Source organism: Sphingomonas sp. Leaf231, from assembly GCF_001421995.1.
Lineage (GTDB): Bacteria > Pseudomonadota > Alphaproteobacteria > Sphingomonadales > Sphingomonadaceae > Sphingomonas.
Genome location: NZ_LMLS01000002.1, coordinates 609,978 through 635,049 on the forward strand (window position 1 = coordinate 609,978; position 25,072 = coordinate 635,049).

General features: G+C 68.2%; 25 protein-coding genes. 17 read left to right on the plus strand and 8 right to left on the minus strand.

Annotated features, from left to right (window positions below):
• The first annotated feature begins 117 nt into the window (after positions 1 to 117).
• Positions 118 to 1,278 (plus strand): Gfo/Idh/MocA family protein, encoded by a 1,161-nt coding sequence (locus ASE95_RS09095; protein ID WP_056634744.1) that lies wholly within the window; start codon positions 118 to 120, stop codon positions 1,276 to 1,278.
• A 53-nt stretch (positions 1,279 to 1,331) separates the two neighbouring features.
• Here the strand turns inward: ASE95_RS09095 and hemW are convergent, their stop codons facing one another.
• Positions 1,332 to 2,537, minus strand: a complete 1,206-nt coding sequence (gene hemW / locus ASE95_RS09100) for a radical SAM family heme chaperone HemW (RefSeq protein WP_443025457.1) — start codon at positions 2,535 to 2,537, stop codon at positions 1,332 to 1,334.
• A 115-nt stretch (positions 2,538 to 2,652) separates the two neighbouring features.
• Between hemW and ASE95_RS09105 the strand changes: the two genes are divergently transcribed.
• Positions 2,653 to 3,204, plus strand: a complete 552-nt coding sequence (locus tag ASE95_RS09105; RefSeq protein ID WP_235528249.1) for a CAP domain-containing protein — start codon at positions 2,653 to 2,655, stop codon at positions 3,202 to 3,204.
• Positions 3,205 to 3,263: 59 nt separating this feature from the next.
• On the opposite strand, the gene rdgB is transcribed toward ASE95_RS09105, so the two are convergent.
• Both rdgB and rph read right to left on the minus strand, forming a co-directional pair.
• The gene (gene rdgB / locus ASE95_RS09110) at positions 3,264 to 3,890 is read right to left on the minus strand and encodes an RdgB/HAM1 family non-canonical purine NTP pyrophosphatase (protein WP_056634747.1); all 627 of its coding nucleotides are present in this window, start codon (positions 3,888 to 3,890) and stop codon (positions 3,264 to 3,266) included.
• The gene (gene rph, locus ASE95_RS09115; protein ID WP_056634750.1) at positions 3,887 to 4,600 is read right to left on the minus strand and encodes a ribonuclease PH; all 714 of its coding nucleotides are present in this window, start codon (positions 4,598 to 4,600) and stop codon (positions 3,887 to 3,889) included. The genes rdgB and rph overlap by 4 nt, the downstream gene beginning before the upstream one ends.
• A gap of 76 nt (positions 4,601 to 4,676) precedes the next feature.
• Between rph and ASE95_RS09120 the strand changes: the two genes are divergently transcribed.
• Positions 4,677 to 5,186: a DUF6438 domain-containing protein gene (locus ASE95_RS09120; RefSeq protein WP_056634753.1), complete on the plus strand. Its 510-nt coding sequence runs from the start codon at positions 4,677 to 4,679 to the stop codon at positions 5,184 to 5,186.
• Positions 5,187 to 5,201: 15 nt separating this feature from the next.
• On the opposite strand, the gene ASE95_RS09125 is transcribed toward ASE95_RS09120, so the two are convergent.
• Positions 5,202 to 5,645, minus strand: coding sequence for an STAS/SEC14 domain-containing protein (locus ASE95_RS09125; protein WP_235528250.1), 444 nt, complete (start codon positions 5,643 to 5,645; stop codon positions 5,202 to 5,204).
• Between the two features lie 8 nt (positions 5,646 to 5,653).
• Between ASE95_RS09125 and hrcA the strand changes: the two genes are divergently transcribed.
• Together hrcA and grpE are read left to right on the plus strand one after the other, a co-directional pair.
• Positions 5,654 to 6,697: a heat-inducible transcriptional repressor HrcA gene (gene hrcA / locus ASE95_RS09130; protein ID WP_056636091.1), complete on the plus strand. Its 1,044-nt coding sequence runs from the start codon at positions 5,654 to 5,656 to the stop codon at positions 6,695 to 6,697.
• Between the two features lie 32 nt (positions 6,698 to 6,729).
• Positions 6,730 to 7,281 carry a nucleotide exchange factor GrpE gene (gene grpE / locus ASE95_RS09135; protein ID WP_056634760.1) on the plus strand — a complete coding sequence of 184 codons (552 nt, stop codon included), beginning with the start codon at positions 6,730 to 6,732 and terminating at the stop codon, positions 7,279 to 7,281.
• A gap of 150 nt (positions 7,282 to 7,431) precedes the next feature.
• On the opposite strand, the gene ASE95_RS09140 is transcribed toward grpE, so the two are convergent.
• On the minus strand, positions 7,432 to 8,760 hold the full coding sequence (locus ASE95_RS09140; RefSeq protein ID WP_056634764.1) for an MFS transporter: 1,329 nt from the start codon (positions 8,758 to 8,760) through the stop codon (positions 7,432 to 7,434).
• 111 nt (positions 8,761 to 8,871) lie between these two features.
• Here ASE95_RS09140 and cyoA point away from each other — a divergent pair, with 111 nt between their 5' ends.
• Genes cyoA through ASE95_RS09165 form a run of 5 tightly spaced genes read left to right on the plus strand, consistent with a single transcriptional unit; the run spans position 8,872 to position 13,777 of the window.
• The gene (gene cyoA, locus ASE95_RS09145) at positions 8,872 to 10,005 is read left to right on the plus strand and encodes a ubiquinol oxidase subunit II (RefSeq protein WP_056634767.1); all 1,134 of its coding nucleotides are present in this window, start codon (positions 8,872 to 8,874) and stop codon (positions 10,003 to 10,005) included.
• A gap of 7 nt (positions 10,006 to 10,012) precedes the next feature.
• Positions 10,013 to 12,013: a cytochrome o ubiquinol oxidase subunit I gene (cyoB, locus tag ASE95_RS09150; RefSeq protein ID WP_156347948.1), complete on the plus strand. Its 2,001-nt coding sequence runs from the start codon at positions 10,013 to 10,015 to the stop codon at positions 12,011 to 12,013.
• A gap of 2 nt (positions 12,014 to 12,015) precedes the next feature.
• Positions 12,016 to 12,648 (plus strand): cytochrome o ubiquinol oxidase subunit III, encoded by a 633-nt coding sequence (gene cyoC / locus ASE95_RS09155; protein ID WP_056634774.1) that lies wholly within the window; start codon positions 12,016 to 12,018, stop codon positions 12,646 to 12,648.
• A complete protein-coding gene (cyoD, locus tag ASE95_RS09160) occupies positions 12,648 to 13,076 on the plus strand; it encodes a cytochrome o ubiquinol oxidase subunit IV (RefSeq protein WP_056634777.1) in 429 nt (142 codons plus the stop codon). Before cyoC ends, cyoD begins: the two co-directional genes overlap by 1 nt.
• Positions 13,076 to 13,777, plus strand: coding sequence for an SURF1 family protein (locus tag ASE95_RS09165; protein ID WP_056634780.1), 702 nt, complete (start codon positions 13,076 to 13,078; stop codon positions 13,775 to 13,777). Before cyoD ends, ASE95_RS09165 begins: the two co-directional genes overlap by 1 nt.
• Before the next feature lie 60 nt (positions 13,778 to 13,837).
• On the opposite strand, the gene ASE95_RS09170 is transcribed toward ASE95_RS09165, so the two are convergent.
• Entirely contained in the window at positions 13,838 to 14,611 is a 774-nt protein-coding gene (locus ASE95_RS09170; protein WP_056634783.1) for a helix-turn-helix domain-containing protein, read from the minus strand.
• A gap of 283 nt (positions 14,612 to 14,894) precedes the next feature.
• Here ASE95_RS09170 and ASE95_RS09175 point away from each other — a divergent pair, with 283 nt between their 5' ends.
• The gene (locus tag ASE95_RS09175; protein ID WP_056634786.1) at positions 14,895 to 16,193 is read left to right on the plus strand and encodes an ATP-binding protein; all 1,299 of its coding nucleotides are present in this window, start codon (positions 14,895 to 14,897) and stop codon (positions 16,191 to 16,193) included.
• Positions 16,190 to 16,720, plus strand: a complete 531-nt coding sequence (locus ASE95_RS09180) for a response regulator transcription factor (RefSeq protein ID WP_056634789.1) — start codon at positions 16,190 to 16,192, stop codon at positions 16,718 to 16,720. Before ASE95_RS09175 ends, ASE95_RS09180 begins: the two co-directional genes overlap by 4 nt.
• A 10-nt stretch (positions 16,721 to 16,730) precedes the next feature.
• On the opposite strand, the gene ASE95_RS09185 is transcribed toward ASE95_RS09180, so the two are convergent.
• Together ASE95_RS09185 and ASE95_RS09190 are read right to left on the minus strand one after the other, a co-directional pair.
• Positions 16,731 to 17,735, minus strand: a complete 1,005-nt coding sequence (locus ASE95_RS09185; RefSeq protein ID WP_056634792.1) for a glycosyltransferase family 4 protein — start codon at positions 17,733 to 17,735, stop codon at positions 16,731 to 16,733.
• Between the two features lie 9 nt (positions 17,736 to 17,744).
• Entirely contained in the window at positions 17,745 to 19,337 is a 1,593-nt protein-coding gene (locus ASE95_RS09190) for an alpha-amylase family glycosyl hydrolase (protein ID WP_056636094.1), read from the minus strand.
• A gap of 113 nt (positions 19,338 to 19,450) precedes the next feature.
• On the opposite strand from ASE95_RS09190, the gene coxB reads away from it, so the two are divergent.
• The 5 genes from coxB to ASE95_RS09215 are packed head-to-tail and all read left to right on the plus strand — an operon-like array spanning position 19,451 to position 24,942.
• Positions 19,451 to 20,380 carry a cytochrome c oxidase subunit II gene (coxB, locus tag ASE95_RS09195; protein WP_235528251.1) on the plus strand — a complete coding sequence of 310 codons (930 nt, stop codon included), beginning with the start codon at positions 19,451 to 19,453 and terminating at the stop codon, positions 20,378 to 20,380.
• Positions 20,377 to 22,902, plus strand: a complete 2,526-nt coding sequence (gene ctaD, locus ASE95_RS09200) for a cytochrome c oxidase subunit I (protein ID WP_056634795.1) — start codon at positions 20,377 to 20,379, stop codon at positions 22,900 to 22,902. The genes coxB and ctaD overlap by 4 nt, the downstream gene beginning before the upstream one ends.
• Positions 22,899 to 23,306: a hypothetical protein gene (locus tag ASE95_RS09205; RefSeq protein ID WP_056634798.1), complete on the plus strand. Its 408-nt coding sequence runs from the start codon at positions 22,899 to 22,901 to the stop codon at positions 23,304 to 23,306. Before ctaD ends, ASE95_RS09205 begins: the two co-directional genes overlap by 4 nt.
• A complete protein-coding gene (locus tag ASE95_RS09210) occupies positions 23,303 to 23,884 on the plus strand; it encodes a cytochrome c oxidase assembly protein (protein WP_235528252.1) in 582 nt (193 codons plus the stop codon). The genes ASE95_RS09205 and ASE95_RS09210 overlap by 4 nt, the downstream gene beginning before the upstream one ends.
• Entirely contained in the window at positions 23,881 to 24,942 is a 1,062-nt protein-coding gene (locus ASE95_RS09215; RefSeq protein ID WP_056634804.1) for a c-type cytochrome, read from the plus strand. The genes ASE95_RS09210 and ASE95_RS09215 overlap by 4 nt, the downstream gene beginning before the upstream one ends.
• Positions 24,943 to 25,072 lie beyond the last annotated feature (130 nt).

A 25,072-nucleotide genomic window follows, 5' to 3' on the forward strand; every position in this document is an offset into this window, starting at 1 on the left:
AAACCCGATTTGCCAAAGCCAATTTGATTGACGCCAGTTTACCGCTAAACCGGGCGATAGCAAGGCGGCTGACGTTACGGTCTTCGTAATGTCGGTATGCGGATGACGGGAGGATGAATGACGCGGGTAGAACCACTTAGACTGGGCATGGTCGGCGGAGGCGAAGGTGCGTTCATCGGCGCGGTTCACCGGATGGCCGCAGGCGTGGATGGCGACTGGCGGCTGGTGGCGGGCGCGTTCAGCAGCGACGACGGGCGCAACCGGCGGACCGGCGACCTGTTGGGTCTGGACGGCGCGCGCGTGTACGAATCGCTGGAGGCGATGCTCGCCGCGGAGCGCGCATTGCCGGAGGACGAGCGGATCCACGCGGTGTCGATCGTCACGCCCAACCACCTTCACACGCCGATGTCGATCGCGGCGCTGGACGCCGGTTTCCACGTCGTCTGCGAAAAGCCGATGTCGCTGAACCTGGAGGAGGCGCACGCCATCGCCGCCGCGGCGCAACGCAGCGGGCGGCATTACGCGCTGGCCTTCACCTACAGCGGGTATCCGTTGATCGAGGAGGCACGGACGCGCGTGGCGCGCGGCGATTTCGGCGCGATCCGGCTGGTGCAGGTCGAATATTCGCAGGGCTGGCTCAGCAGCGCGCTGGACCGTGAGGGCAACCGGCAGGCGGAATGGCGCACCGATCCGGCGCGCGCCGGGCTGGGCGGATGCCTGGGCGATATCGGCACCCACGCCTTCCAATTGGCTGAGCATGTCGGCGGCGTGCGGGTGGAGGCATTGTGCGCCGACCTGACCACGCACGTGCCCGGCCGGCGGCTGGACGACGACGTCAGCGTGCTGCTGCGCTTCGCGGGGGGCGCGCGCGGCGTGCTGAAGGCGACGCAGGTGGCGGCAGGCGACGAAAACGGCCTGCGGCTGCGCATCCACGGTGAGAAGGGCGGGTTGGACTGGGCGCAAATGGAGCCGAACACGCTGACGCTGCGCTGGCTCGATCGCCCGGCGGAACTGGTGCGGACCGGCGGACCGGGACTGGCCGACTCGACGATGGCGCGGGTACGCACGCCCGCCGGCCATCCGGAGGGTTATATCGAGGCGTTCGCCAATCTGTATCGCGCGGTGGCGGCGACGATCCGCGGCGGCGATGCGGTGGCGGCGCGCGGCAGCCCCGCGTGGTTCCCGGGCGCGGCGGACGGCGTGCGGACGATGGCCTTCGTCGAGGCGGTGGTCGCCAACGCCGCATCGGACCAGAAGTGGAGCGGCCTGGCGGACTGACGGCGTGCCGGTCTCGCCCGGCACGTATCGAAATCCGGTGGTGCGTGCAGGGATCAATCGCCCGCGCGCACCACCCGCGGCAGGATCGCGTCGAGCAGGATCATGCCCGCCTCCGTCACGCGCAACCGCGCGCCTTCCCGGACGATCAGATCGGGCAAGGCGGCGACGGCGGCGAGATCGACGATCGCGTCGACCGGCATCCCGCCCGCGTTCGCGATCGCCTCCACATCGACGCCCTCGGCCAGCCGCAGGCCCATCAGCAACGCCTCGCTGACGCGCGTCACCGCGTCGAGCGGCTCCTCGCTCTCCAGCCCGTGGCCGTTGCGCGCCACCGCGGCGAGCCAGTTTTCGGGCTTGCGGCGGCGGAACGTGGCCAGATGGTCGCGGCGGCCGTGCGCGCCGGGGCCGATGCCGGCATAATCGCGGTAGCGCCAGTAAGCGAGGTTGTGGCGGCTCTCCGCGCCGGGGCGGGCGTGGTTGGAGATTTCATAGGCGGGGATTCCGGCGGCGGCGGTGCGCGCGCGGGTCAGTTCGAACAGGTCCGCGGCGTCGTCGCCATCCGGGATCGCCAGCCGCCCCGCCGCCGCCTCGGTCGCGAAGCGCGTGCCGGGTTCGATCGTCAGCTGGTAGAGCGACAGATGCTCGGTCCCGAACGACAGCGCGCGGGCAAGCTCGGCGTCCCATGCCGCCGGCGACTGGCCGGGGCGCGCGTAGATCAGGTCGAAGCTGACCCGCGCGAAATTCGTCTGCGCGACGGCCAGCGCCCCGATTCCCTCCGCCACGTCATGCGCGCGCCCGAGGAAGCGCAGCGCGTCGTCGTCCAGCGCCTGCAATCCGAGCGAGACGCGATTGACCCCGGCCGCGGCGAGATCGGCGAAGCGCGCCGCCTCCACCGACGAAGGATTGGCTTCCAGCGTGATCTCGACATCGCCCAGCGGCGTCCAGGCGGCAGTGGCGGCATCGATCAGCGCGGCCACGGTGGCGGGCGGCATCAACGAGGGCGTGCCGCCACCGAAGAAGATCGAGCCGAGCCGCCGCCCCGGCAGCAACGCCGCCTCATGCGCCAGATCGGCGAGCAGCGCGCGGTGCCACTCACCCTCGTCCACGGTGGCGCGGACGTGGCTGTTGAAGTCGCAATACGGGCATTTGGAGACGCAGAACGGCCAGTGGATATACAGAGCGAGCGGCGCCGCGGCGCGCGCGGCACGGTCGCGCGCCGCGGCGTCCGGGGCGCTATCGTCGGGCGGGGCGAGGTCGATCGTGGCCATGGTCGCGGCGCATATGGCGGTTCGCTGCGGCAAAGGCCACCGGCGGCGCATGCGGTTCACTTACCCATGTTGCCGTCGCGCGCGGGATTTGGCATCGCGGGCGGTGATGGTTGTACGCCCGCTGGTCGCGTTAATACTCGTGGTGATTCTCTCCGCCCCCGTCGGTGCGGCGGGTGTGGAGTGGCGGATGCGCCGGCCGACGCCGCCGCGCGACGCCAACCTGCTGCGTCGCGACATGCTCGACGCCCACAATCGCGCACGCGGCGAACTGGGGCTGGCACCGCTGGCGTGGAGCCCCGGGCTGGCGGTTGCCGCCGCGCGGCATGCGCGCGAACTGGCCCGCCGCGGGCGGCTGTTCCATGCCGAGCAACCCGCGGGCCGCGCGGGGCAGGGGGAGAATCTGTTCTCCGGCACGCGCGGCGGCTATGCCTATGACGAGATGGTGCGATACTGGCTGGCGGAGCGGCGGCAGTTCCGCAACGCCCCCAGTCCGCGCTTCAGCCGCACCGGTCGTTGGCAGGACGCAGCGCATTACGTTCAGATCGTGTGGCGCGACACCACGGAGGTCGGCTGCGCGATGGAGCCGGGGCAGGCGGAGGATTTTCTGGTGTGCCGCTATTCGCCGCGCGGCGAGGTGCGCGGACGCCGCGCCTATTAGGCGCGGACGCGGCCGACCTCGGCGGACTTCCACCCCGGCGACGGGCCGGGGTGCAAGGGTCAGAACACCGCCGCCACCAGCTGGCGAAAGGCGTCGCCACGGTGGCTGATCTCGTTCTTGGCCGGTTCGTCCATCTCGCCGAAGGTCACGTCGTGGCCGACCGGCTGGAACACCGGGTCATAGCCATGCCCCTTCTCGCCCCGCGGCGGCCATACGAGAGTGCCGTCGACCCGCCCCTCGAACCATTCGACATGGCCATCGGGCCACGCCAGCGCGAGCGCGCAGACGAAATGCGCGTCGCGCGGCGCGTGCGGGGTTTCGGCCAGCTTGTCCTCGACCAGCCGCATCGCATGGCCGAAGTCCTTGTTCTCGCCGCCCCACCGCGCCGAGAAGATGCCGGGATCGCCGCCCAACGCATCCACGCACAGCCCGCTGTCGTCGGCGAGCGCGGGCAACCCCGACAAATCCGCCGCGACACGCGCCTTCAACTCGGCGTTCATGACGAAGGTGGTGCCGGTCTCCTCCGGTTCGGGCAGGTCGAGCGCCGCGGCGGAGACGACCTCCAGCCCGCGCCCCTCCAGCAGGGCGCCGATCTCGCGCACCTTGCCGGCATTGTGGCTGGCGATCACCAGTTTGCCGGGGGCGAGCTTGCGGATCGCCTGCGGCTCCTTGCCCTCTCCGCTCATGCGACGGCGCGCCCTTGCGCGGCGAAGATCTCCGCGCAGCCGATCCGCGACAGGCGCAGCAGGCGCAGCAACGCTTCTTCGTCATAGGTGGCGTGTTCGGCGGTGGCCTGCGCCTCGGCGATATGACCGTTTTCGAGCAGCACGAAATTGGCATCGGCGTCGGCGTTCGAATCCTCGTCGTAATCGAGGTCGAGCACCGGATTGCCGTGATAGATGCCGCACGACACCGCGGCGACCTTCTGCTTGATCGGGTCGGCGGTCAGTTTGCCGCTGGCCATCAGCTTGTCCACCGCCAGCCGCAGCGCGACCCACGCGCCGGAGATCGACGCGGTGCGCGTGCCGCCGTCCGCCTGGATCACGTCGCAGTCGAGGGTGATCTGCCGCTCGCCCAGCACCGTCATGTCGGTGACCGCGCGCAGCGAACGCCCGATCAACCGCTGGATTTCCTGCGTGCGGCCGGATTGCTTGCCCTTGGCGGCCTCGCGGCTGCTGCGCGTGTGGGTGGCGCGCGGCAACATGCCGTATTCGGCGGTGACCCAGCCCTGTCCCTTGCCACGCAGGAACGGCGGCACGCGCTCCTCGATCGAGGCGGTGACGAGCACTTTGGTATCGCCGAAACCGATCAGCACCGATCCCTCGGCATGGCGCGTGAAGCGCGGCTCGATCGTGATGGGGCGCATCTGGTCGGGTGTGCGGCCGCTGGGGCGCATTCAACTCTCCTCAAGGTCGGATCGTCAATGCCCTAGCCGGGTTGGTGCGCGGGCGCCAGCGATCAGGGAGACGGGTATGCGCGCGACGGCGACGGTAACGACGATGATGGCGGCGTTGCTGCTGGCGACGGGATGCACGCATGCCGGGGCCCGATCCGGGCCGGGCGTGCCGCGCGCGATCGAGGGAGACGAGATCAGTTACGCGACCGGTGCATGCTACGGCACTTGCCCCGTCTATACCGTCACGGTCCGTGCCGACGGCACCGGCACGTTCGAGGGCGTGCAGCACACCGCAGTGACCGGGCGACGCGATTTCACCGCCGGTGTCGCGGTCTACCGGCGGCTGGCCGCGTCGCTGGAGCCGTATCGCCCCGACGGCGAGCGGTCGATCGACATGGAATCGCCCGATTGCGGCATGGCGCCGACCGACATGCCGCGCGTCGACGTGCGCTGGGCGCAGGCGAGCGGCGGATCGGGGCATCTCGGCTTCTACTATGGCTGCGCCACGCAGAACGCGGCGATCGCCGAAGCATTGCGCGCCGTGCCCGGCATGCTGCCGATCGCGGCGTTCATCGGGAAACGGTAAGCCGCGTTCCCCGGATCAATCGACCAGCCAGGCCCGTGCGGAGGCGGCGTCGTCGAACAGGCGCAGGTACGGTTGCGTCATGACCCGGCGAACCTGCGCGCGGGCGATCGCGCCGACGACGACGATCGCGATCCGGCTGGCTTTGGGAAAGGGGGCCATGTGCCGCGCAAGCGCGGCCAGCGTATCCTGCGGCTGCGGACCGCACGCGCTCATGTCGATGATCAGGCGATAACCGGGGCGGAAGCGCGCGGCGAGAAAACGGCGCATCACGTCCTGCGTATAGGCGGCGGCCTCCGCGGCGGTGAAGATCCGGTGCCAGCGGATCGCCAGCAGGTGTGCGTCTAGCTCGAACGAAACATCGTACATCATTGATTTCCTTGAAATCGACTCATGCATCGGGCCTCGTTTCGGAAAGATGAAGGACGCTGTGGTTGAGCCGGGCGGCGCGCGCGCATACATCGGCGCGCGTGACCCCATCGCCGCCCATCACCGAATTGACCGACCGCGCGCGCGACATCTTCCGCCGCGTCGTCGACGGTTATCTGGAAAGCGGGCAGCCGGTCGGCTCGCGAACGCTGGCGCAGGCCGGGCTGAACCTGTCACCCGCCTCGATTCGCGGCGTGCTGGCGCAGCTTGAGGTGGCGGGGCTGCTCGCCGCGCCGCACACCTCGGCGGGGCGGATGCCCACCGAGCGCGGGCTGCGGCTGTTCGTCGACGGCATGATGCAGGCGCACGCGCCCAGCGACGAGGAGCGGCGGCAGATCGAGGCGCGCGCCGGCACCGGAGGGCCGGTGGAGGAAGCGCTGGCGGCGACCACCGCGGCGCTGTCCGGCCTGTCGGCGTGCGCCGGGCTGGTGATGGTGCCCAAGCGCGAGGCGGTGCTGCGTTCGATCGGGTTCGTGCCGCTCGGCGCCGCGCAAGCGCTGGCGGTGCTGGTCGGCGAGGACGGCACGGTGGAAAACCGCGTCATCGATCTGCCGCCGGGGGTGGCACCGGGCGCGCTGGTGGAGGCGGGCAATTACATGACCGCGACGCTCGCCGGGCTGACGCTGGCCGAGTCGCGCGCGCGGCTGGACCGCGAACTGGCGGCGGGCCGCTCGGCGCTGGACGCGGCGGCGCGTGCGCTGGTGGAACGCGGGCTGGCGGTGTGGAGCGAGGATGGCGCGCGTCGTGCGGTGCTGATCGTGCGCGGCCACGGACGGTTGCTCGACGATGCCGAGGCCGCGGACGTCGAACGGGTCCGCGCGCTGCTCGACGATCTCGACGGCAAGCAGGAAGTGGCGGCGCTGCTCGATTCGGCGCGCGCCGGGGATGCAACGCGGATATTCATCGGCGCGGAGAACAAATTGTTCACGCTGTCGGGCTCGTCGGTGATCGCCAAGCCGTTTCGCGGGCGCGACGGCAGCGTGGTCGGCGTGGTCGGCGTGATCGGGCCGACGCGGTTGAACTACGCCCGCGTCGTGCCCATGGTGGATTTCACGGCCGCGACGCTTGCCCGCCTGCTCGGGTAGGGACGCGGCGCACAGCAACGAACAGGAAGCGAATGACCGACAACGCCACCCCCGCCGACGACCTGCGCGACGCCACCGCAGAGGCCGCCCCCGAGGTCGCGGAGCATGACGCCGCCACCACGCGCATCGCCGAACTGGAGGAACAGCTCGCCGCCGCGCGTCAGGAAACGCTCTATGCGCAGGCCGACATCCAGAACGTCCGCCGCCGCGCCGAAAAGGATGCCGCCGACGCGCGCGCCTATGCCGCGACCGGCTTCGCGCGCGACGTGCTGTCGGTGGCCGACAATCTCGACCGTGCGTTGACCGCGATCCCGGCGGCGCTGCGGGAGGACGACAAGTTCAAGGGGCTGGTCACCGGGCTGGAAGCCACCGGTCGCGAACTGGCGAACGTGTTCGGCCGTCATGGCCTGACGAAGATCGAGGCGTTGGGCGAGATGCTCGATCCCAACCGTCATCAGGCGATGATGGAGATGCCGAGCGATCAGCCGCCGGGCACCGTCGTGCAGGAGATGCAGACCGGCTGGATGATCAAGGACCGCCTGTTGCGCCCGGCGTTGGTCGGGGTCGCGAAAAAGCCGGACTGACGCACGCGTCGCCGGGGCGGCGCGGCGATCCGGGGGCTGGTCGCCCGCCGATGGATCGTCGCGGCGTCTGCGAGGACGAGGAATGGGAAAAGGGCGGGTCGCGGTGTTCACCGCGCCCGCCCTTTTTCTATGGGACGAAGCGGCCCCGTCTCAGTCGAGGCGGCGCGCCAGGTTGATGTTGAGGCCGAGCGCGGCGAGCGTACCGAGCGCACCCGACAGCAGATAGCCACCCGCCGCCGCCAGCCCGAACGCCTGCGTCAGCGCCAGCGCGGCAAGCGGCGCGAAGCCGGCGCCGAACAGCCAGGCGAGATCGGAGGTCAGTGCCGCACCGGTGTAGCGTGCGCGCTTCGGGAAGTTGCTGGTCACCGCGCCCGATGACTGGCCGAACGACAGGCCGAGCAGGATGAACCCCATCACCATGAACAGGATCTCGCCCGCGCGGCCGCCGTTCAGCAGCTGCGGTGCGAAGCCGCTGAACGCCGCGATGCCCGCGGCGGTATAGCCCAGCACGCTGCGTCGGCCGATGCGGTCGGCGAGCAACCCCGACAGTACGATCGCGGCCAGCCCGACCACCCCGCCGAGCACCTCGATCATCAGGAAGGTCGAGATGTCCTCTTGCGTGTACAGCTTGACCCACGACAGCGGGAACACGGTGACCATGTGGAACAGCGCGAAGCTGGCCAGCGGCGCGAACGCCCCGATGACGATGTTGCGCCACTGCGCCTTGACCGTCGCGGTGACGCGCGACGGCGTGAGTTCGCGGCTGTCGAACAATTTGGCATATTCGGGAGTGACGACGATGCGCAGCCGCGCGAACAGCGCCACGACGTTCAGCGCGAAGGCGACGAAGAACGGATAACGCCAGCCCCAGGAAATGAAGTCCTCCGGCGCCAGCGTCGAGACGAAGAACGCGAACAGCGCGCTGGCCACGATCAGGCCCAGCGGCGCACCCAGCTGTGGCACCATCGCCCACCAGCCGCGCTTCTTTTCCGGCGCGTTGAGCGCCAGCAGCGAGGGCAGGCCATCCCATGCCCCGCCCAGCGCGATTCCCTGTCCGACCCGGAACAGCGCCAGCAGGATCGCCGAGGAATGGCCGATCGTGGCATAGCCGGGCAGGAACGCCACCAGCACGGTCGACGTCCCCAGCAGGAACAGCGCGATCGTCAGCTTCGTGCCGCGGCCGTAGCGGCGGTCGAGCTTCATAAAGATCTGCGTGCCGATCGGACGTGCGATGAACGCCAGCGGGAACAGCGCGAACGACCACAGCGTGGCGACGACCGGTTCCAGATAGGGGAAGATCACCGCCGGGAACACGATCACCGAGGCGATCGCATAGACGAAGAAGTCGAAGAATTCTGAGGTTCGCCCGATGATGACGCCGATCGCGATCTCACCGGGGCGCACGTCATGGTCCCCCTTGCTATGGAGGGCGCGAGCATCCTGCTCGAGCGACGTGGACGAAGCGGTGGCCATATTCATTCCCGATCGATCGGACGTATTCCGGCGTTGCCCTAGCCTAATCGATCGCGCGCGTGGATGGGACAAAATGTCCTATTCCGCTGCGACGCAGCAAAGCCTAGCTGCGCCATCATGATCCGTCGTCCCGCCCGACGTGCGCCTGGCCGCACGCCTTTCGTCCGCTACCTGGCCGCCGCGGGTGCGCTCGTCGCGCTTGGTGGTTGCAACACCGTCGTCATGCGCCCGGCCGGCGATGTCGCGGCGCAGCAGTCGAGTCTGATCGTGTGGTCGACGGTGCTGATGTTGCTCATCATCGTGCCGGTCATGGCGCTGACGGTGGTGTTCGCATGGCGGTATCGCGAACAGAATACCGAGGCGGCGTACGAACCCGATTGGGATCACTCGACCGGGCTGGAGCTGGTGATCTGGGCCGCGCCGCTGCTCATCATCATCGCACTGGGCGCGCTGACCTGGGTCGGCACCCACACGCTCGATCCCTACCGCCCGCTGGCGCGGACCGCGCCGGGCAAGCCGGTGGCGAACGACGTGCGCCCGCTGGAGGTGCAGGTCGTCTCGCTCGACTGGAAGTGGCTGTTCATCTATCCCGAACAGGGGATCGCGACCGTCAACGAACTGGTGGTGCCGGTCGATCGTCCGGTGAAGTTCACCATGACCTCCTCCACCGTGATGAACACGCTGTGGGTGCCGGCGATGGCGGGCATGGTCTATACCATGCCCGGCATGGAAACGGTGCTGCACGGTGTGCTGAACCGCACCGGCAAGTTCGCGGGCCGCTCCGGCAATTATTCGGGCGCGGGCTTCTCGCACATGACCTTCTGGACGCATTCGGTGACGCCCGCGCGCTTCGACCAATGGGTCGCGGGCGTGAAGCGCAACCGCTGGCAGCTCGACAACGCCACCTATCTGAAGCTGGAGCGTCCGAGCGAGAAGGTGCGGCCGATCGGCTTCCGCAACATCGATGCCGGATTGTTCAAGCGGATCGTCGGCATGTGCACGAAGCCCGGTGAAAGCTGCATGGAGGGCATGTCGCACGGCGGCCCCGCGGTGAACGACCGTGCGCCGCGCCCCGGCGAGGCCAAGGGGGCACTGACGCGCGATCCGTCGGAAAAGGGCGAGAGCGAGCATCTCAGCGCCCCGCACGGCGCATCGCCGGGCCAGAACGATCCGGGCGCGGGCAGCAACCGCAACATGACCAGGCTAGAAATTCCCGCGCTGCCGCGCGCCAACGCCTCCAGGGAGGCTTGAGGACATCATGTCGGACGACCTCGTAAAGACCATCTTCGGGCGGCTCACGCTCGAAAGCTTCCCGATCCACGAACCGATCCTGGTCGCCACCTTCGCGATGGTGGCGGTCGGTGGCGCCGCGGTGCTGGGTGCGCTGACCTATTTCAAGCTGTGGGGCTATCTCTGGAAGGAGTGGTTCACCAGCGTCGATCACAAGAAGATCGGCATCATGTATATCGTGCTGGCGCTGATCATGTTCCTGCGCGGTTTCGCCGACGCGCTGATGATGCGCGCGCAGCAGGCGGTGGCGTTCGGCGGTAACGAGGGCTTCCTGCCCGCGCACCATTACGACCAGGTGTTCACCGCGCACGGCGTCATCATGATCTTCTTCGTGGCGATGCCCTTCGTCACCGGCCTGATGAACTATGTCGTCCCGCTCCAGATCGGCGCACGCGACGTCAGCTTTCCGTTCCTGAACAATTTCAGCTTCTGGATGACGGTCAGCGGCGCGGTGACCGTGATGATGAGCCTGTTCGTGGGTGAATTCGCACGCACCGGCTGGCTGGCGATGGCGCCGTTGTCGGGGATCGATTACTCGCCCGATGTCGGCGTGGATTATTACATCTGGGCCTTGCAGATCGCGGGCGTCGGCACGCTCCTGTCGGGCGTCAACCTGCTGGCGACGATCATCAAGATGCGCGCACCCGGCATGAGCCTGATGCAGATGCCGATCTTCACCTGGTCGGCGCTGGTCACCAACGTGCTGATCGTCGCGGCCTTCCCGGTGCTGACCGCCGTTCTCGCGATGCTCAGCCTCGACCGGTACGTCGGCACGAACTTCTTCACGAACACCGGCGGGGGCAACCCGATGATGTACGTGAACATGATCTGGATCTGGGGCCACCCGGAAGTGTACATCCTGATCCTGCCGGCGTTCGGCGTGTTCTCCGAAGTCGTCTCGACCTTCTCGGGCAAGCGGCTCTTCGGCTACACATCGATGGTCTACGCGCTGATCGTGATCTGTATCCTGTCGTACCTCGTCTGGCTGCACCACTTCTTCACGATGGGTTCGGGCGCCAGCGTCAACAGCTTCTTCGGCATCACGACGATGATCATCTCGATCCCGACGGGTGCGAAGATCTTCAACTGGCTGTTCACGATGTACCGCGGGCGGATCCGGTTCGAGCTGCCGATGATGTGGGCGGTGGCGTTCATGCTGACGTTCGTGATCGGCGGCATGACGGGCGTGATGCTGGCGGTGCCGCCGGCCGACTTCCAGTTCCACAACTCGCTGTTCCTGATCGCGCACTTCCACAACGTCATTATCGGCGGCGTGCTGTTCGGGATGTTCGCGGGCGTGAATTACTGGTGGCCGAAGGCCTTCGGGTTCAAGCTGGACAAGTTCTGGGGCACGATCAGCTTCTGGTGCTGGGTCGTCGGCTTCTGGGTCGCGTTCGCCCCGCTGTACGTGCTGGGGCTGATGGGCGTCACCCGCCGGCTGCGCGCGTTCGACGATCCGTCGTTGCAGATCTGGTTCGTGGTCGCCGCGGTCGGCGTGGCCATCATCGCCGCGGGGGTCGGTGCCATGCTGATGCAATTCTACGTCAGCATCCGCGACCGGGAGAAGCTGCGCGACACGACCGGCGATCCGTGGAACGGCCGCACGCTGGAATGGGCGACGTCCTCGCCGCCGCCGGCCTATAACTTCGCCTTCTCGCCGGTCGTCCACGATCTCGACGCATGGCACGACATGAAGTCGAAGAAGGCCGAGCGTCCGACCACCGGCTTTCGCAAGATCCACATGCCCAGGAACACCGGTGCGGGCGTGATCCTGGCAGGGTTGTCGACGGTCGTCGGCGTGGCGATGATCTGGTACATCTGGTGGCTGGCGGCGGTGGCGTTCGTCGCGCTGCTGGCGGTCGCGATCGGCCATACCTTCAACTACGACCGCGATTTCTACATCCCCGTGGAGGACATCGTGACGGCAGAGGATGCGCGTACCCACGCGCTCCAGACGGCAGGGGTGTAACGGTGAGCACGAAGACGCAGACCCCGCCGGGAGCGGAGAACCCGGTCTATTACGACCTGGACGAGCACGAGCATCCGCCGGGCGCCAGCACGATGCTGGGGTTCTGGCTGTACCTGATGAGCGACTGCCTGATCTTCGCGATGCTGTTCGCCTCCTACGGGGTCTATGGCGGCAGCTACGCCGGCGGACCGGGGCCGAAGGAATTGTTCGACCTGCCGTTGGTGGCGTTGAACACGACGATGCTGCTGCTGTCGTCGATCACCTACGGCTTCGCGATGCTGAACGCGGACGAGAAGAATACATCGGCGACGCTGCGCTGGCTGGGCATCACCGGCCTGTTCGGTGCCGCGTTCCTCGCGATCGAATTGTACGAGTTCAGCCATCTAATCCACGAAGGCGCCGGGCCGCAGCGTTCGGCCTTCCTGTCGGCGTTCTTCACGCTGGTCGGCACGCACGGGCTGCACGTCACGTTCGGCATCATCTGGCTGGTGACGCTGATGGTGCAGGTGGCAAGGCGCGGGCTGGAACCGGCCAACGTGCGCCGCCTGCAGTGCCTGTCGCTGTTCTGGCACTTCCTCGACGTCATCTGGATCGGCGTCTTCACCTTCGTCTATCTTCTGGGAGTGCTGCGCTGATGGCTGCCGGGACACCACATGGCCACGCCGGTTCGGCGGTGCACAGCGCACATGACGCGGACGGCCACCCGCACGACGACGATCATGGCGGCGCGCCGCACGGTTCGCGCCGCGAATATTGGATCGGCTTCATCCTGTCGGTGCTGCTGACCGCACCCGCCTTCGGGCTGGTGATGACCGGCGTGATCGCCGACCCGCGCGTCACCGCCGGGATCGTGATGGCGCTGGCGATGGTGCAGATCGTCGTGCACATGATCTACTTCCTGCACATGAACACCAAGTCGGAGAACGGCTGGACGATGCTGGCGCTGATCTTCACCGCCATCATCGTGCTGATCGTGATCGCCGGGTCGCTGTGGGTGATGTATCACATGAACCTGAACATGATGCCGGGCATGCAGATGGAGCAATCGAGCGGCGGGATGTGATGCGTTCGCGCCGCCGGTCCCGATCCGCCCTTGTCGCACTCGCGGCCCTGCTGGCGATCGCGCTGGCGGCGCTGGGCGTCTGGCAGGTCGAGCGGCGGGCATGGAAGCTGGCGCTGATCGAGCGGGTCGAGGCACGGCTGGACGCGCCGCCCGAACCCGCTCCGCCGCCCACGCGCTGGGCGACCATCGATGAGGATGATGCCTATCGCCGCGTGATCGCCGGCGGCACGTGGCGCGCAGTGCCGCCGGTGTTCGTGCAGGCGGTCACCGACCTGGGCGGCGGGTTCTGGGCGCTGTCGCCGCTCGACACGCCCGCCGGCACGATCCTCGTCAACCGCGGTTTCGTACCGCCCGAGGCGCGGGCCGCGTTGCCGCCCCCGACCGGACGGGCCAGCGTTACCGGGTTGCTGCGCGTCACCGAGCCGGAGGGCGGTTTCCTGCGCGACAACGATCCGCCCGCCGATCGTTGGTATTCGCGCGACGTCGCGGCCATCGCGCGCGCCCGCGGATTGGGCACGACGGCACCGTATTTCATCGATGCCGAGGCGACGCCGGACGAGCGCTGGCCACGTGGCGGGTTGACCGTCGTCCGTTTCCGCAACAGCCATCTGGTCTATGCGCTGACGTGGTTCACGCTGGCGGGAATGATGGCGTTCTTCGCATGGCGGATCGCGCGGGCGGGGCGCACGAGCACGGCATAGCGCGTCGCCACCGGCAGGGTTCGTGCGTACAGACCCGCCGGCGCGCCCGCGATCATCCGGTTACTTCACGAAATATCCCGTTACCTTCCATGTGTCGCCCTCACGGACCAGCGTGACGGTTTCGACGGCATCGGCCTTGTGCGTGAAAACCGTCCGGAACTGGATAACCTCATAGGACCCGGCCGGCGCTCCCGGGAGTGAGCGGGCTTTCGTTACGTTCTGGAAGATGCGCGACGACATCGCTCCCAGCGATCCGCGCACCGGCTGAACCATCGCCTTCCACTGCGCCGCCCCCAGTTGCGATTTGAACATGGTCGCCGCCGCGCGCCAGCTTTCGTCCCAGCGTCCGTCGTCCAGCAACGCGGACCACGTACGCGCCGTTTCGAGGCTGGCCGCATCGGACGCGGTGACGCTGGTCGTCTCCTGCGCCGTGTCGTTACCGGCCGGCGCGGTGCCGGCCACGGTGACGACGGCGACCATCGCGATGAAAAGCGACATGATGAACATTCCTCCACTCAGCCAGACGAACCGGCGGGTGACGTTCCACCCCCGATCCGTCGCGTCCGGGGGAAGCATGTCGGCGGCCGCGGCGACCACCCCGAAAACCTCGTCCCTCATCATTTCGGGGGATGGCCGTTCCGCCTCGTCGAGCAGGCGCGCGGCCTCGCGACTGCTCGACACGCCCAGCTTGCGCCGCGCATCGCGCAGGCGTTCGTTGATCGTGTGGACCGACAGGTCATGGCGTCGCGCGATCGACTTCGCGTCATGCCCTTTCAGGAGCAGGCGCAGCGTCTCTTTCTCCCGGTCGGTCAAGGTTCCGATGTCGTCGCGCATAAACCGTCTGTGCCGTTGCCGAAACGACGGCGTAGGGTATTCGGGGCGCGCAATCCATCGCGCCGCTGTCCTACGCCGGGCGCTTCACCTATCCTACCGGTCATGCCTGCCCGCCACCCCGATCGCGCCGCACGCCATCGCATCGACGGTGCCGGTTCGCCCGCGATCGCGAGGCAGACGTGGTGTGAGCTTTGTCAACTTCCGCGCAGGCGGCGGGCCGGTACATCGCTCGACTCGATATGGATGATGGCGCTGCCCATCCGATCCGCCATAGGAACGGTATATGGCCGCATCTGACATCATCGCCGGAACCGGGCTGCGCGAGGATGCCGGACGGCGCAACGTACGGTTGTTGTCGATCCTGCGCTGGCTGGCGGTCGGCGGGCAGCTCGCCACGATCCTGCTGGTGCATTTCGCGGTCGGCATCCACCTGCCGCTCGCGCCGATGCTGGGCGGCGTGGCGGTGCTGGTGGCGCTCAATATCGCGATCGCGCGGATCGTCGGGCTGCGGCCGATCACCTATGGCGCGCTGTTCGCGACGCTGCTGGTCGATGTCGCGTGCCTGACGACGCAGCTGTATCTCAGCGGCGGCGTCGGCAATCCGTTCGTCACCTTGTTCCTGCTCCAGGTCGTGATCGCGGCGCTGCTGCTGCGCGATACCGCCAGCTGGGCGATGGTCGCGCTGACCAGCGCGCTGTTCGCGTGGCTGGCCCATGCCGCGCCGCCCTTCGCATTGCCGCCGGGCTGGGCCTCGACGCTGTCGCTCCCCTATGTCGCGGGCAGCTGGTTCAACTTCACGCTCACCGCGACGCTGCTGACGCTGTTCGTGACGCGGATCGTGCGCAACGTGTCCGAACACGACGCCCGGCTGGCGGCGCTGCGCCAGCGCGCGGCCGAGGAGGAACATATCGTGCGCATGGGGCTGCTCGCCAGCGGCGCGGCGCACGAACTGGGCACGCCGCTGTCTTCGATCGCGGTGATGCTGGGCGACTGGCGGCGCGAGCCGGCGATCGCCGCCTCGCCCGCGCTGCTCGCCGACCTCGACGACATGCGGACCGAGGTGACCCGCTGCAAGGACATCCTCAGCCAGGTGCTGCTCGCCTCCGGCGAGGTCCGCGGCAACGCGCCGGTGCGCACCACGTTGAAGACGTTCCTGTCGGGCATCGTCGGCGACTGGCGCGGCAAGACACAGGTCGCCGCCGCCTATGAGCATCTGATGACCGGCGACCCGCGGATCGTGGCGGACAAGGCGCTGGCGCAGACGATCACCAACCTGCTCGACAATGCCGTGGAGGCGGGCGGGCGGAAGGTGGCGCTGTGCGCGTGGTGGGATGGCGACCGGCTGGTGCTGTCGGTCCGCGACGACGGGCGCGGCTTCGCGCCCGCGATCCTCGACGGGCTGGGCAAACCGTATCTGAGCACGAAGACGCGGCGCGGTGCCGGGCTGGGGCTGTTCCTGGCGGTGAACGTTCTGCGCACGCTGGGCGGCACCGTGTCGGCGCGCAACCGCGACGGCGGCGGGGGCGAGGTGACGCTGACGCTGCCGATCGCGGCGATATCGATCCCGGGGGAGGGCGCATGACCGAGCGACGGCTGCTGATCATCGAGGATGACGAGGTGTTCGCGCGCACGCTGGCACGCTCGTTCGAGCGGCGCGGGTATCAGGTGCGCGCGATCGCCGACCCCGACGAACTCGACGCCACGGTCGCGGCGTTGCGGCCCGATCACGCGGTGGTCGACCTGCGGCTGGGCAATGCATCGGGCCTGTCGTGCGTGGCGCGCCTGCATGCGCTTGACGCGACGATGCGGATCGTGGTGCTGACCGGCTTCGCCAGCATCGCGACAGCGGTGGAGGCGGTGAAGCTGGGGGCGACCAACTATCTGTCGAAGCCCGCGAATTCCGACGATATCGAGGCGGCGTTCCAGGCGGGTGGACAGGGCGATGCGTCGGTCGAGCTGGTGGCGCCGCCCACTTCGCTACGCACGCTGGAATGGGAGCATATCCACCAGACGCTGGCGGATTGCGGGTTCAACGTGTCGGAGGCGGCGCGGCGACTGGGCATGCACCGGCGGACGCTGGCGCGCAAACTGGGCAAGCGGCATCTGTGAGCACGAACGACTAGCCCAATATCTGCCGGTAGAGCGCGATATAGGCATCGGCCATCCGCTCGACGCTGAACCGCTCGGCGACCGCGCGGCGGCAGGCGGCACGGTCCAGATCGGCGACGCGCGCGATCGCGGCCACCGCCTCGGCAGGCGTGTCGACCAGGAAGCCGGTGACGCCGTGGTCGATCAGTTCGGGCATTGATCCGCGGCGCGTCGCGATCACCGGTGTGCCGCACGCCAGCGCCTCGATCACCGAAAGGCCGAACGGCTCGTCGAAGTTGATGAGGTGGAGCAGCGCGCGTGCACCGCCCAGTGCGGCGATCCGCGCCGCGCCGCCGACCGCGCCGTGGTAGCGGATCGCGTCGTCGAGTTCGGGGGCGACGGCACGGTCATGATAGCCCTGATCCTGCACGATGCCGTACATGTCGAGCGCGCGACCGCTGGCACGCGCCGCAGCGATCGCCTCCGCCGCGCCCTTGTCGGGGTGGAGGCGGCCGAAGAACAGCAATGCGTCACTGCCGTGCGGGTCGAAGTGGAAGTCGGCCATCGGAATGCCATGGTGGATCGTCGCGGCATAGCGCAGGTCCGGGTGCCGGTCGGCTTCGCTGATCGCGACGTAGTGGACGCGGTCCTGGAACGGCGCGTACATCGGCAGGATGCGGTCCGACGAAAAGCCGTGGATGGTGGTGACCATCGGCGTGTCGACGACGGCGGCGAAGGCGTGGGCCGGGAAGTCGGCCTGGTTGTGGATCAGGTCGAAGCGCGCGCTTTGCGCGAACAGGTGCGACAGGTGGCGGTATTCCCACACCTTGGCGTCGATCGACGGGTCCTCGGAATAGGACGCGGGCACGACGCCGTCGAGGGTGGCGGCGGTGATGCTGTCAAGTGTGGCGAACAGCGTGACGTCGACGCCGCGCGCCACCAGCGCCTCGGTCAGCAGGTGGGTGACCAGTTCCCACGGGCCATAGTGGCGCGGCGGAGTGCGCCACGCGATCGGGGCGAGCATGGCGATTTTCATTCGCTCGCCCTACGTCATTGTTCTTTCATCGTCACCCCGGCGGAGGATCACGCCCTCGTTCGGGCGCAGCGTCGCGACGGGATCGCCGGCATGGGTCGACAGCAGCGGTTCGCCCTCGATGGGCAGCGGGCGGGCCTCGCCCGTCAGGTTGAGCGCGATCCGCAGCAGCTCGTCGCCATGGCGACGTTCGTAGGCGAGCACGCCGTCGGCCGCGTCCAGCAGCCGGAATGCGCCGACCGACAGCGCCCGATGCGCACGCCGCAGCCCGAGCAGCCGGCGGTAGAGCGTCAGCATCGACGCCGGATCGCCCTCCTGCGCCGCGACGTTGCGGGTCGCCCAGTCGGGGTTGAGCGGCAACCACGGCTCGGCGGTGCTGAACCCGGCATGGGCGCTCGCGTCCCATGGCATCGGGGTGCGCGACCGGTCGCGGCCGATGCCGAGTCCGGGTTCGCGCAGATCCTGCGGATCGCGGATGCGATCGGCGGCGATGTCCACCCGGCCGATGCCGAGTTCGTCGCCCTGATAGAGCGTCGGCGTGCCGCGCAACGTCAGCAGCAGCATCGCCGCGACCCGTGCCTGCGCCTCGCCCAGCCGCGCCGCGATGCGCGGTGCGTCATGGCTGCCGATGACCCAATTGGGCCAGCCGTGCGGCGGCAGCGACGCCTCGTACGCCGCGATCATTCCGCGCAGTCCGGCCGCATCCCAGCTCGACTCGATCAGCTGGAAATTGAACGGCAGGTGGACCTGCGGCCGATCGACGGTGCCGAACCAGCGCGCATGGCGGTCGTTGGGCAGGAAGATCTCGCCGATCAGCACGCGTCCGCCATAGCCGTCGGCCAGGGCGCGCATTTCGGCGGAGATCGCATGCGCTTCCGGCTGGTCGGTGGAATGATGCTGGAGCAGGCGATCGCGGTCGCGGACGCCGGGGCACCATGCGGGGTTGCGCGGATTGTCGGGCAGGCGGTCCGCCTTGACGATGTGCCACAGCACATCGATGCGAAACCCGTCCACGCCGCGATCGAACCAGAAGCGCATCGCATCCAGCATCGCCGCCTTCAGTTCGGGGTTGCGCCAGTTGAGGTCGGGCTGCTCCTTCAGAAAGGCATGCAGGTAATATTGACCGGTGGCGGCGTCATATTCCCACGCCGACCCGCCGAAATCGCTGATCCAGTTGTTGGGCGGGCCGCCATCGGCGGCGGGATCGCGCCAGATGTACCAGTCGCGTTTCGGATCGGTACGGCTCGACCGGCTGGCGGCGAACCACGGGTGCTGGTCCGAACTGTGATTGGGCACGAAATCGAGCAACAGCCGCAGCCCGCGGGCATGCACCGCCGCCAGCAGGCGATCGAACGCGGCGAGATCACCGAAAAGCGCGTCGACCGCGCAATAATCCGCCACGTCATAACCGAAGTCGGCCATCGGCGACGGGAAGATCGGCGACAGCCATATCGCATCGACGCCGAGCGACACGATATGGTCGAGGCGGCGCTCGATCCCGGCCAGATCGCCCACGCCGTCTCCGTCGCTGTCCTGGAAGGAGCGCGGATAGACCTGATAGACGGTGCCGCTTTCCCACCAGGGATGATCGTGTCGTTCGCTCATCAGGATGCGGAACCTGCCGGGCGGACCGCAATCGCGCAAGTCACGAAGTGGGCAACAATTCGTCACCCGCCGCGAAGGAACAATGCCGCTGCCTCGGGGCTTTGCAGTCGATTGTGCAGGGGGCATATATTTTCGGTTCGGGGCGGCAATCGGCGTTTACGACGTTCGGCACGGAGGCGGCGTGGCTGGCGGGGCTGACCGGGTGGATGGTGCTCGGCGCGGTGGTGATCGCCGCTGCCCTGGCCGCGCTGATGTACACGGCCGGTCGTTCGCGTGAAGGCGCGCTGACTCACAAACAGGGCATGCGGCTGGTCTTGTGGGCGGGCGGCGTGGTGCCGACGATCGTGCTGCTGACACTGCTGGTATCGACGCTGCCGGCGATGCGCCCGATCTCCGTAAAGCCCGGCGACCTGCGTGTGATGGTCGAGGGTGAGCAATTCTGGTGGCGGGTCCAATATCGTCCGGCGGGCCGAACGCCGGTCGACGCCGCCAACGAAGTCCGCATCCCGGTCGGCCGCAATGTCGAGCTGCTGCTGGAGGCCGGCGACGTGCTGCACAGTTTCTGGGTGCCGGGTTTGGCGGGCAAGATGGACATGGTGCCCGGGCGTACCAACAAGCTGGTCGTCCATGCGACGCGTGCCGGGCGCTTCCGCGGGCAATGCGCCGAGTTTTGCGGGTTGAGCCACGCATTGATGGCGTTCGATGTCGTTGCGATGGAGCCGGCGGCGTTCGATGCATGGCTGGCGGCGCAGCGCACACCCGCACTCGTGGCCGGCGCGGGCGCGCGGCTGTTCGCGGCCAATGGCTGCGGCGGCTGCCATCAGGTGCGCGGTCTGAGCGACGGAACGATCGGGCCGGACCTGACGCATCTCGGCGCACGCGCCACCATGGCGGCGGGCATGCAGAAGCTGACCCACGCCAATCTGGTGCGTTTCATCAAACATGCGCCCGACGTGAAGCCCGGCGCGCGGATGCCCGCCTATCCGCAGATGACGAACGATGACGCCGCGACGATCGCGCGCTGGCTGGAGCAGTTGCAATGAGTCTCCACGACCAGGACGATCTGGCACTGCGTGCGTCGCAGGAGGAACGGCTTCGCGCGGTGTGGAAGCCGCCCAGCGGCTGGTTCTTCCGCTGGACCGACACCAACAACAATCAGGTCGGCGTGTGGTATACGCTGACCGCGTTCGGCTTCATGCTGTTCGCAGGGGTGCTGGCGCTGATCATGCGCGCGCAGCTGGCGGTGCCCGCCAACGACCTTGTCACGCCATCGACCTTCAACCAGCTGTTCACGCTGCACGGTTCGATGATGATGTTCCTGTTCGCGGTGCCGATGTTCGAGGCGGTCTCGATCATCCTGCTGCCGCAGCTGCTGGGCGCGCGCGACCTGCCGTTCCCGCGCCTGTCGGCGTTCGGTTACTGGAGCTTCCTGATCGGCGGCGTCTTCGTCACCGGCTCGATCTTCTTCGACGTCGCGCCCGACGGCGGGTGGTTCATGTACCCGCCGTTCACGACCCGCACCGACCTGTCGGGGTTGGGCGCGGACATCTGGATGCTGGGGCTCAGCTTCATCGAGGTGTCGTCGGTGGCGGCGGCGGTCGAGCTGATCGTCGGCGTCCTGAAATGCCGTCCGCCGGGGATGCGGCTGAACCTGATGCCGCTCTACGCCTGGTACATCCTGGTCGTGGCGGTGATGATCCTGTTCGCGTTCCCGCCGTTGATCGCGGGCGACGTGCTGTTCGAGATGGAGCGGCTACTTGGGTGGCCGTTCTTCGATCAGGCCAAGGGGGGCGACCCGATCCTGTGGCAGCACCTGTTCTGGATCTTCGGCCACCCGGAAGTCTATATCGTGTTCCTGCCGTCGATCGCGCTGTTCGCGATGATCGTGCCGACCTTCGCGCGCCGGCATCTGCTGGGTTATCCGTGGATCGTGCTGGCGGCGGTGGGGACGGCGTTCCTGTCGTTCGGGTTGTGGGTGCACCATATGTTCACGACCGGGCTGCCCAAGATCAGCCTGGCGTTCTTCTCCGCCGCGTCGGAGGCGGTGGCGATCCCGACCGGCATCCAGATCTTCGCGTTCGTCGCGACGATGTGGGCCGGGCGCGTCGTGTGGTCGACGCCGTTGCTGTACGTGACCGGATCGATCGCGATCTTCGTGATCGGCGGACTCACCGGCGTGATGGTGGCGATCGCACCGTTCGACTGGCAGGCGCACGACACCTACTTCATCGTCGCGCACCTGCACTACGTGCTGATCGGCGGTACGCTGATCCCGTTGTTCGGCGGGCTCTATTATTACTGGCCGCTGATCACCGGCAAGAAGCTGTCCGATCGGCTGGGGCGGATCGCATTCTGGTTCCTGTTCGGCGGCGCGAACCTGACGTTCTTTCCGATGCACTTTTCCGGCTTGCTGGGGATGCCGCGACGCGTGTTCACCTATCCGGAGGAACTGGGCATCGGCGGGCTGAACCTGGCGTCGACGGTCGGATCATGGGTGTTCGCGACGGGGGTCGCGATCGTGTGCGTCGACCTGATGCTGAGCCCCCGCCGCGCCAAGTCACCACGCAATCCGTGGAACGCCGGGACGCTCGAATGGCTGGCGCATCCGGACGATGAGGATTGGGGTATCCGATCGGTGCCGCTGATCGAGAGCCGCTATCCGATCTGGGACCAGAAGAACTTCGTCGCGAAGGTCGACGAGGGGCGCTTCTTCCTGCCCGATGCCGAAGAAGGCCGTCGCGAGACGATCGTGACCAGCGTGCTGGACGCGCGGCCGGTGCAGGTGGTGCGGCTGGGCGGACCGAGTATCAAGCCGATGCTGACCGCCATCGCGCTGGGCAGCGTGTTCATTCTGACCACCTATCACCTTTACTGGGCGGCGCTGGCGGGCGCGGTGGTGACGCTGGCGATGATCCTGCTGTGGCTGTGGACCGGCACCGCCGAGATCCCCGAGAAGGAACGCAAGTCGATCGGCCACGGCATCGAGCTGCCGCTGTACATCTCAGGCGTGTCGGCGAGCGGGTGGTGGGCGATGTTCATCACCATGATGGCGGACGCGACGGCGTTTTCCGGTCTGGTGTTCGGCTACTTCTTCTTCTGGACGCGGCATGAGGATTTCCCGCCGTCGGGCGTCGGTCTGGACGGACCGGGGACGTTCTGGCCGATGGTGGCGCTGGCGGTGTCGCTGGCGGGATGGATCATGACGATCGCGGCGCGCGAAACGAATGCGCGCGGTGCGGTCGGCGTGGCGCGCGGCTTGCTGGCGGCGGGGGCGGTCGCGTCGCTCGCGGCGATCGGTGCCGGGCTGGCCGGGCCATGGCTATCGGGGCTGGCGCCCAAGCTGCACGTCTATCCCGCGATCGTGTGGACGCTGGTGATCTGGACCACCGCACATTCGGGCGTGGGCGCGATCATGCAGCTGTACACGCTGGCGCGCAGTCTCGCGGGCAAGATGACCCCGAAATACGACGCCGACGTCCGCAACATCACCGTCTACCAGCATTTCATGGCGCTGACCGCGATCGTCACCTACGCGACGATCGGCCTGTTTCCGGGGGCGCAATGAAGCGGGAGACACCCCGTGGCCAAGGCCGCCGCACGCTGGGCGCACGGCTTCGCGATCTGCGGGTCACGCTGTGGACGCTGATCGTGCCGCCGGGCGTGTGGGCGGTGCATTTCATGTTCTGCTACCTGTGGGTCGCGGTCAGTTGCGCCAGGCAAGGCGCGTTTCCACGCTTCACCACCGCATTCGTGATCGGCACGCTGGTCGCGCTCGGCATCATCGTCGCATCGGGGGCGATCGCCTGGATGCAGTCGCGGACGCCGGGTGATCCGGCACCGCATGACGAGGGCACCGATATCGACCGGCTGCGCTTCCTTGCGAAGTCCACCCTGTTGCTGGCGGGGTTGAGTTTCGTCGCGGTGATCTTCACCGCCGCGCCCGCGTTGATGCTGACGGATTGCCGGTGATCGCGGGCGTCCTCCTTGCACTGTCGGCGGCCGGGCTGGCGTTGGCCGGGTTGGGCATGACCGGGCATATGGCGGCGCACATGGGCGCGGTGGCGGTGGCGGCGCCGGTGCTGGCGTTCGGGATGGCGTCTCGCAGTTCCGGCGTGGGACGTGCCGGACACGATGCCGGAGGCGGCGCGCCGCTGGGCTGGGCGACGATCGAGTTCGTCGTCGTATGGGCATGGCACGCCCCGGCGATCCGCGCGCTCGCCGACGCGAACGTCGCGGTCGCCGTGGTCGAGCAGGCGATGTTCCTTGGGGTCGGATACGGTTTGTGGCGCGCCGCGCTGACGCATCCGGCCAGCGGGGTAGCGGCGCTGCTGCTGACGTCGATGCATATGACGTTGCTCGGCGCGTTGATCGCGCTCGCGCCGCGACCGCTGTACGCGATGATGGCGATGCACCCTGCCCCGGGGCTGGATGCGCTGGCCGATCAGCAGATGGGCGGATTGGTGATGCTGGTGGTGGGTGGTGCGGCCTATTGCCTCGGCGGTCTCGCGTTGCTCGGCACGATGTTGAGGGAGCGCGCGGCGGCATGACGATCCGGGTTACATGGAGGCGTGCCATCACCGCGCTGGCGATGCTGGCCGCCGCGGGGTTGCTGTTCGCCTGGTCGGGGATCTTCAACATCGCCGCCTCTTCGGGACACTGGCCGATCACCGACTGGTTCCTGCACTGGACGATGCGCAATTCGGTCAAGACCCACGCCTTCTTCGATGCCCCCGACGAGGTGATCGAGAAGGACGGGCAGCTGGTCAGCGCCGCCGGGCATTTCGCCTCGGCATGCGCCAGTTGCCATGGGGCGCCGGGACAGCGGCCGTCGCCGGTGATGCAGGAGGCGACCCCGCCCGCGCCCGATCTGGCGATCAACGCCCGGCACTGGAGCGATACGCAGCTGTTCTACATCTTGCGGCACGGCGTGAAATATACCGGCATGCCGGCGTGGGGCGCGGCGAAGCGCGACGACGAGATCCGGCGGATGGTCGCATTCGTCCGTCGCCTGCCGACGATGACGCCCGCGCAATATCGGGCGCTGAGCGGGCAGGCGCAGGGGGCCGGGACCACCGACGCGCGTGCTTTGGGCAGCAATGTGCTGGCGGGTTGCGTCGCCTGCCACGGCCCCGATGGGCGCGGGCGGGGGCAGCCGGACATCCCGGTTCTCGGCGGGCAGCGTGCGGGCTATCTGGAGGCGGCGCTGGCGGCCTATGCCGACGGCCGGCGGGCAAGCGCGGTAATGGGCAACGCCGCGGCCACCCTCACCGCGCTGGAGCGTCGCGAACTGGCCGCGCACTTTGCGGGCATGCCCGGACTGGGCGGCGTGCCGCGGGGCGACCCGCGCGCGCGGGTGATCGTCGAACGTGGCCTGCCCGAGCGGCAATTGCCCGCCTGCGCCAGTTGCCACGGGGCGGGCAAGCCGCAGCCGGTGCTTGCCGGGCAGCGCGCCGGCTATATCGCGGCGCGGCTGCGTTACTGGAAAGGCGACGGCAAGGAGATCGACGCGCGCTTGCCGCAAAACGTGATGCCGGTCATCGCCCGGCGCATTCCCGAGGAGCTGATCGATCCCCTGGCCCGCTATCTGGCTGGGGACGCGCGCTGATCGCATGCTTGCATCGTCGCTTTAAATCGTCATTCTGGGCTACCGACGCTGCGGGACTCGCCCGAAGGTAGCGCGCCGCCGTCGTCGTACGGCTAACAGGCAGGACGACCGACACGAAGCGAGGAGAGCC

Bases quoted from the DNA above. Each gene is read 5' to 3' on its own strand.
- ASE95_RS09095 (WP_056634744.1), top strand. From the start codon at position 118: ATGACGCGGGTAGAACCACTTAGACTGGGCATGGTCGGCGGAGGCGAA.
- ASE95_RS09105 (WP_235528249.1), top strand. From the start codon at position 2,653: ATGGTTGTACGCCCGCTGGTCGCGTTAATACTCGTGGTGATTCTCTCC.
- rdgB (WP_056634747.1), bottom strand. From the start codon at position 3,890: ATGAGCGGAGAGGGCAAGGAGCCGCAGGCGATCCGCAAGCTCGCCCCC.
- rph (WP_056634750.1), bottom strand. From the start codon at position 4,600: ATGCGCCCCAGCGGCCGCACACCCGACCAGATGCGCCCCATCACGATC.
- ASE95_RS09120 (WP_056634753.1), top strand. From the start codon at position 4,677: ATGCGCGCGACGGCGACGGTAACGACGATGATGGCGGCGTTGCTGCTG.
- ASE95_RS09125 (WP_235528250.1), bottom strand. From the start codon at position 5,645: ATGTATGCGCGCGCGCCGCCCGGCTCAACCACAGCGTCCTTCATCTTT.
- grpE (WP_056634760.1), top strand. From the start codon at position 6,730: ATGACCGACAACGCCACCCCCGCCGACGACCTGCGCGACGCCACCGCA.
- ASE95_RS09140 (WP_056634764.1), bottom strand. From the start codon at position 8,760: ATGAATATGGCCACCGCTTCGTCCACGTCGCTCGAGCAGGATGCTCGC.
- cyoA (WP_056634767.1), top strand. From the start codon at position 8,872: ATGATCCGTCGTCCCGCCCGACGTGCGCCTGGCCGCACGCCTTTCGTC.
- cyoB (WP_156347948.1), top strand. From the start codon at position 10,013: ATGTCGGACGACCTCGTAAAGACCATCTTCGGGCGGCTCACGCTCGAA.
- cyoD (WP_056634777.1), top strand. From the start codon at position 12,648: ATGGCTGCCGGGACACCACATGGCCACGCCGGTTCGGCGGTGCACAGC.
- ASE95_RS09165 (WP_056634780.1), top strand. From the start codon at position 13,076: ATGCGTTCGCGCCGCCGGTCCCGATCCGCCCTTGTCGCACTCGCGGCC.
- ASE95_RS09170 (WP_056634783.1), bottom strand. From the start codon at position 14,611: ATGCGCGACGACATCGGAACCTTGACCGACCGGGAGAAAGAGACGCTG.
- ASE95_RS09175 (WP_056634786.1), top strand. From the start codon at position 14,895: ATGGCCGCATCTGACATCATCGCCGGAACCGGGCTGCGCGAGGATGCC.
- ASE95_RS09180 (WP_056634789.1), top strand. From the start codon at position 16,190: ATGACCGAGCGACGGCTGCTGATCATCGAGGATGACGAGGTGTTCGCG.
- ASE95_RS09185 (WP_056634792.1), bottom strand. From the start codon at position 17,735: ATGAAAATCGCCATGCTCGCCCCGATCGCGTGGCGCACTCCGCCGCGC.
- ASE95_RS09190 (WP_056636094.1), bottom strand. From the start codon at position 19,337: ATGAGCGAACGACACGATCATCCCTGGTGGGAAAGCGGCACCGTCTAT.
- ctaD (WP_056634795.1), top strand. From the start codon at position 20,377: ATGAGTCTCCACGACCAGGACGATCTGGCACTGCGTGCGTCGCAGGAG.
- ASE95_RS09205 (WP_056634798.1), top strand. From the start codon at position 22,899: ATGAAGCGGGAGACACCCCGTGGCCAAGGCCGCCGCACGCTGGGCGCA.
- ASE95_RS09215 (WP_056634804.1), top strand. From the start codon at position 23,881: ATGACGATCCGGGTTACATGGAGGCGTGCCATCACCGCGCTGGCGATG.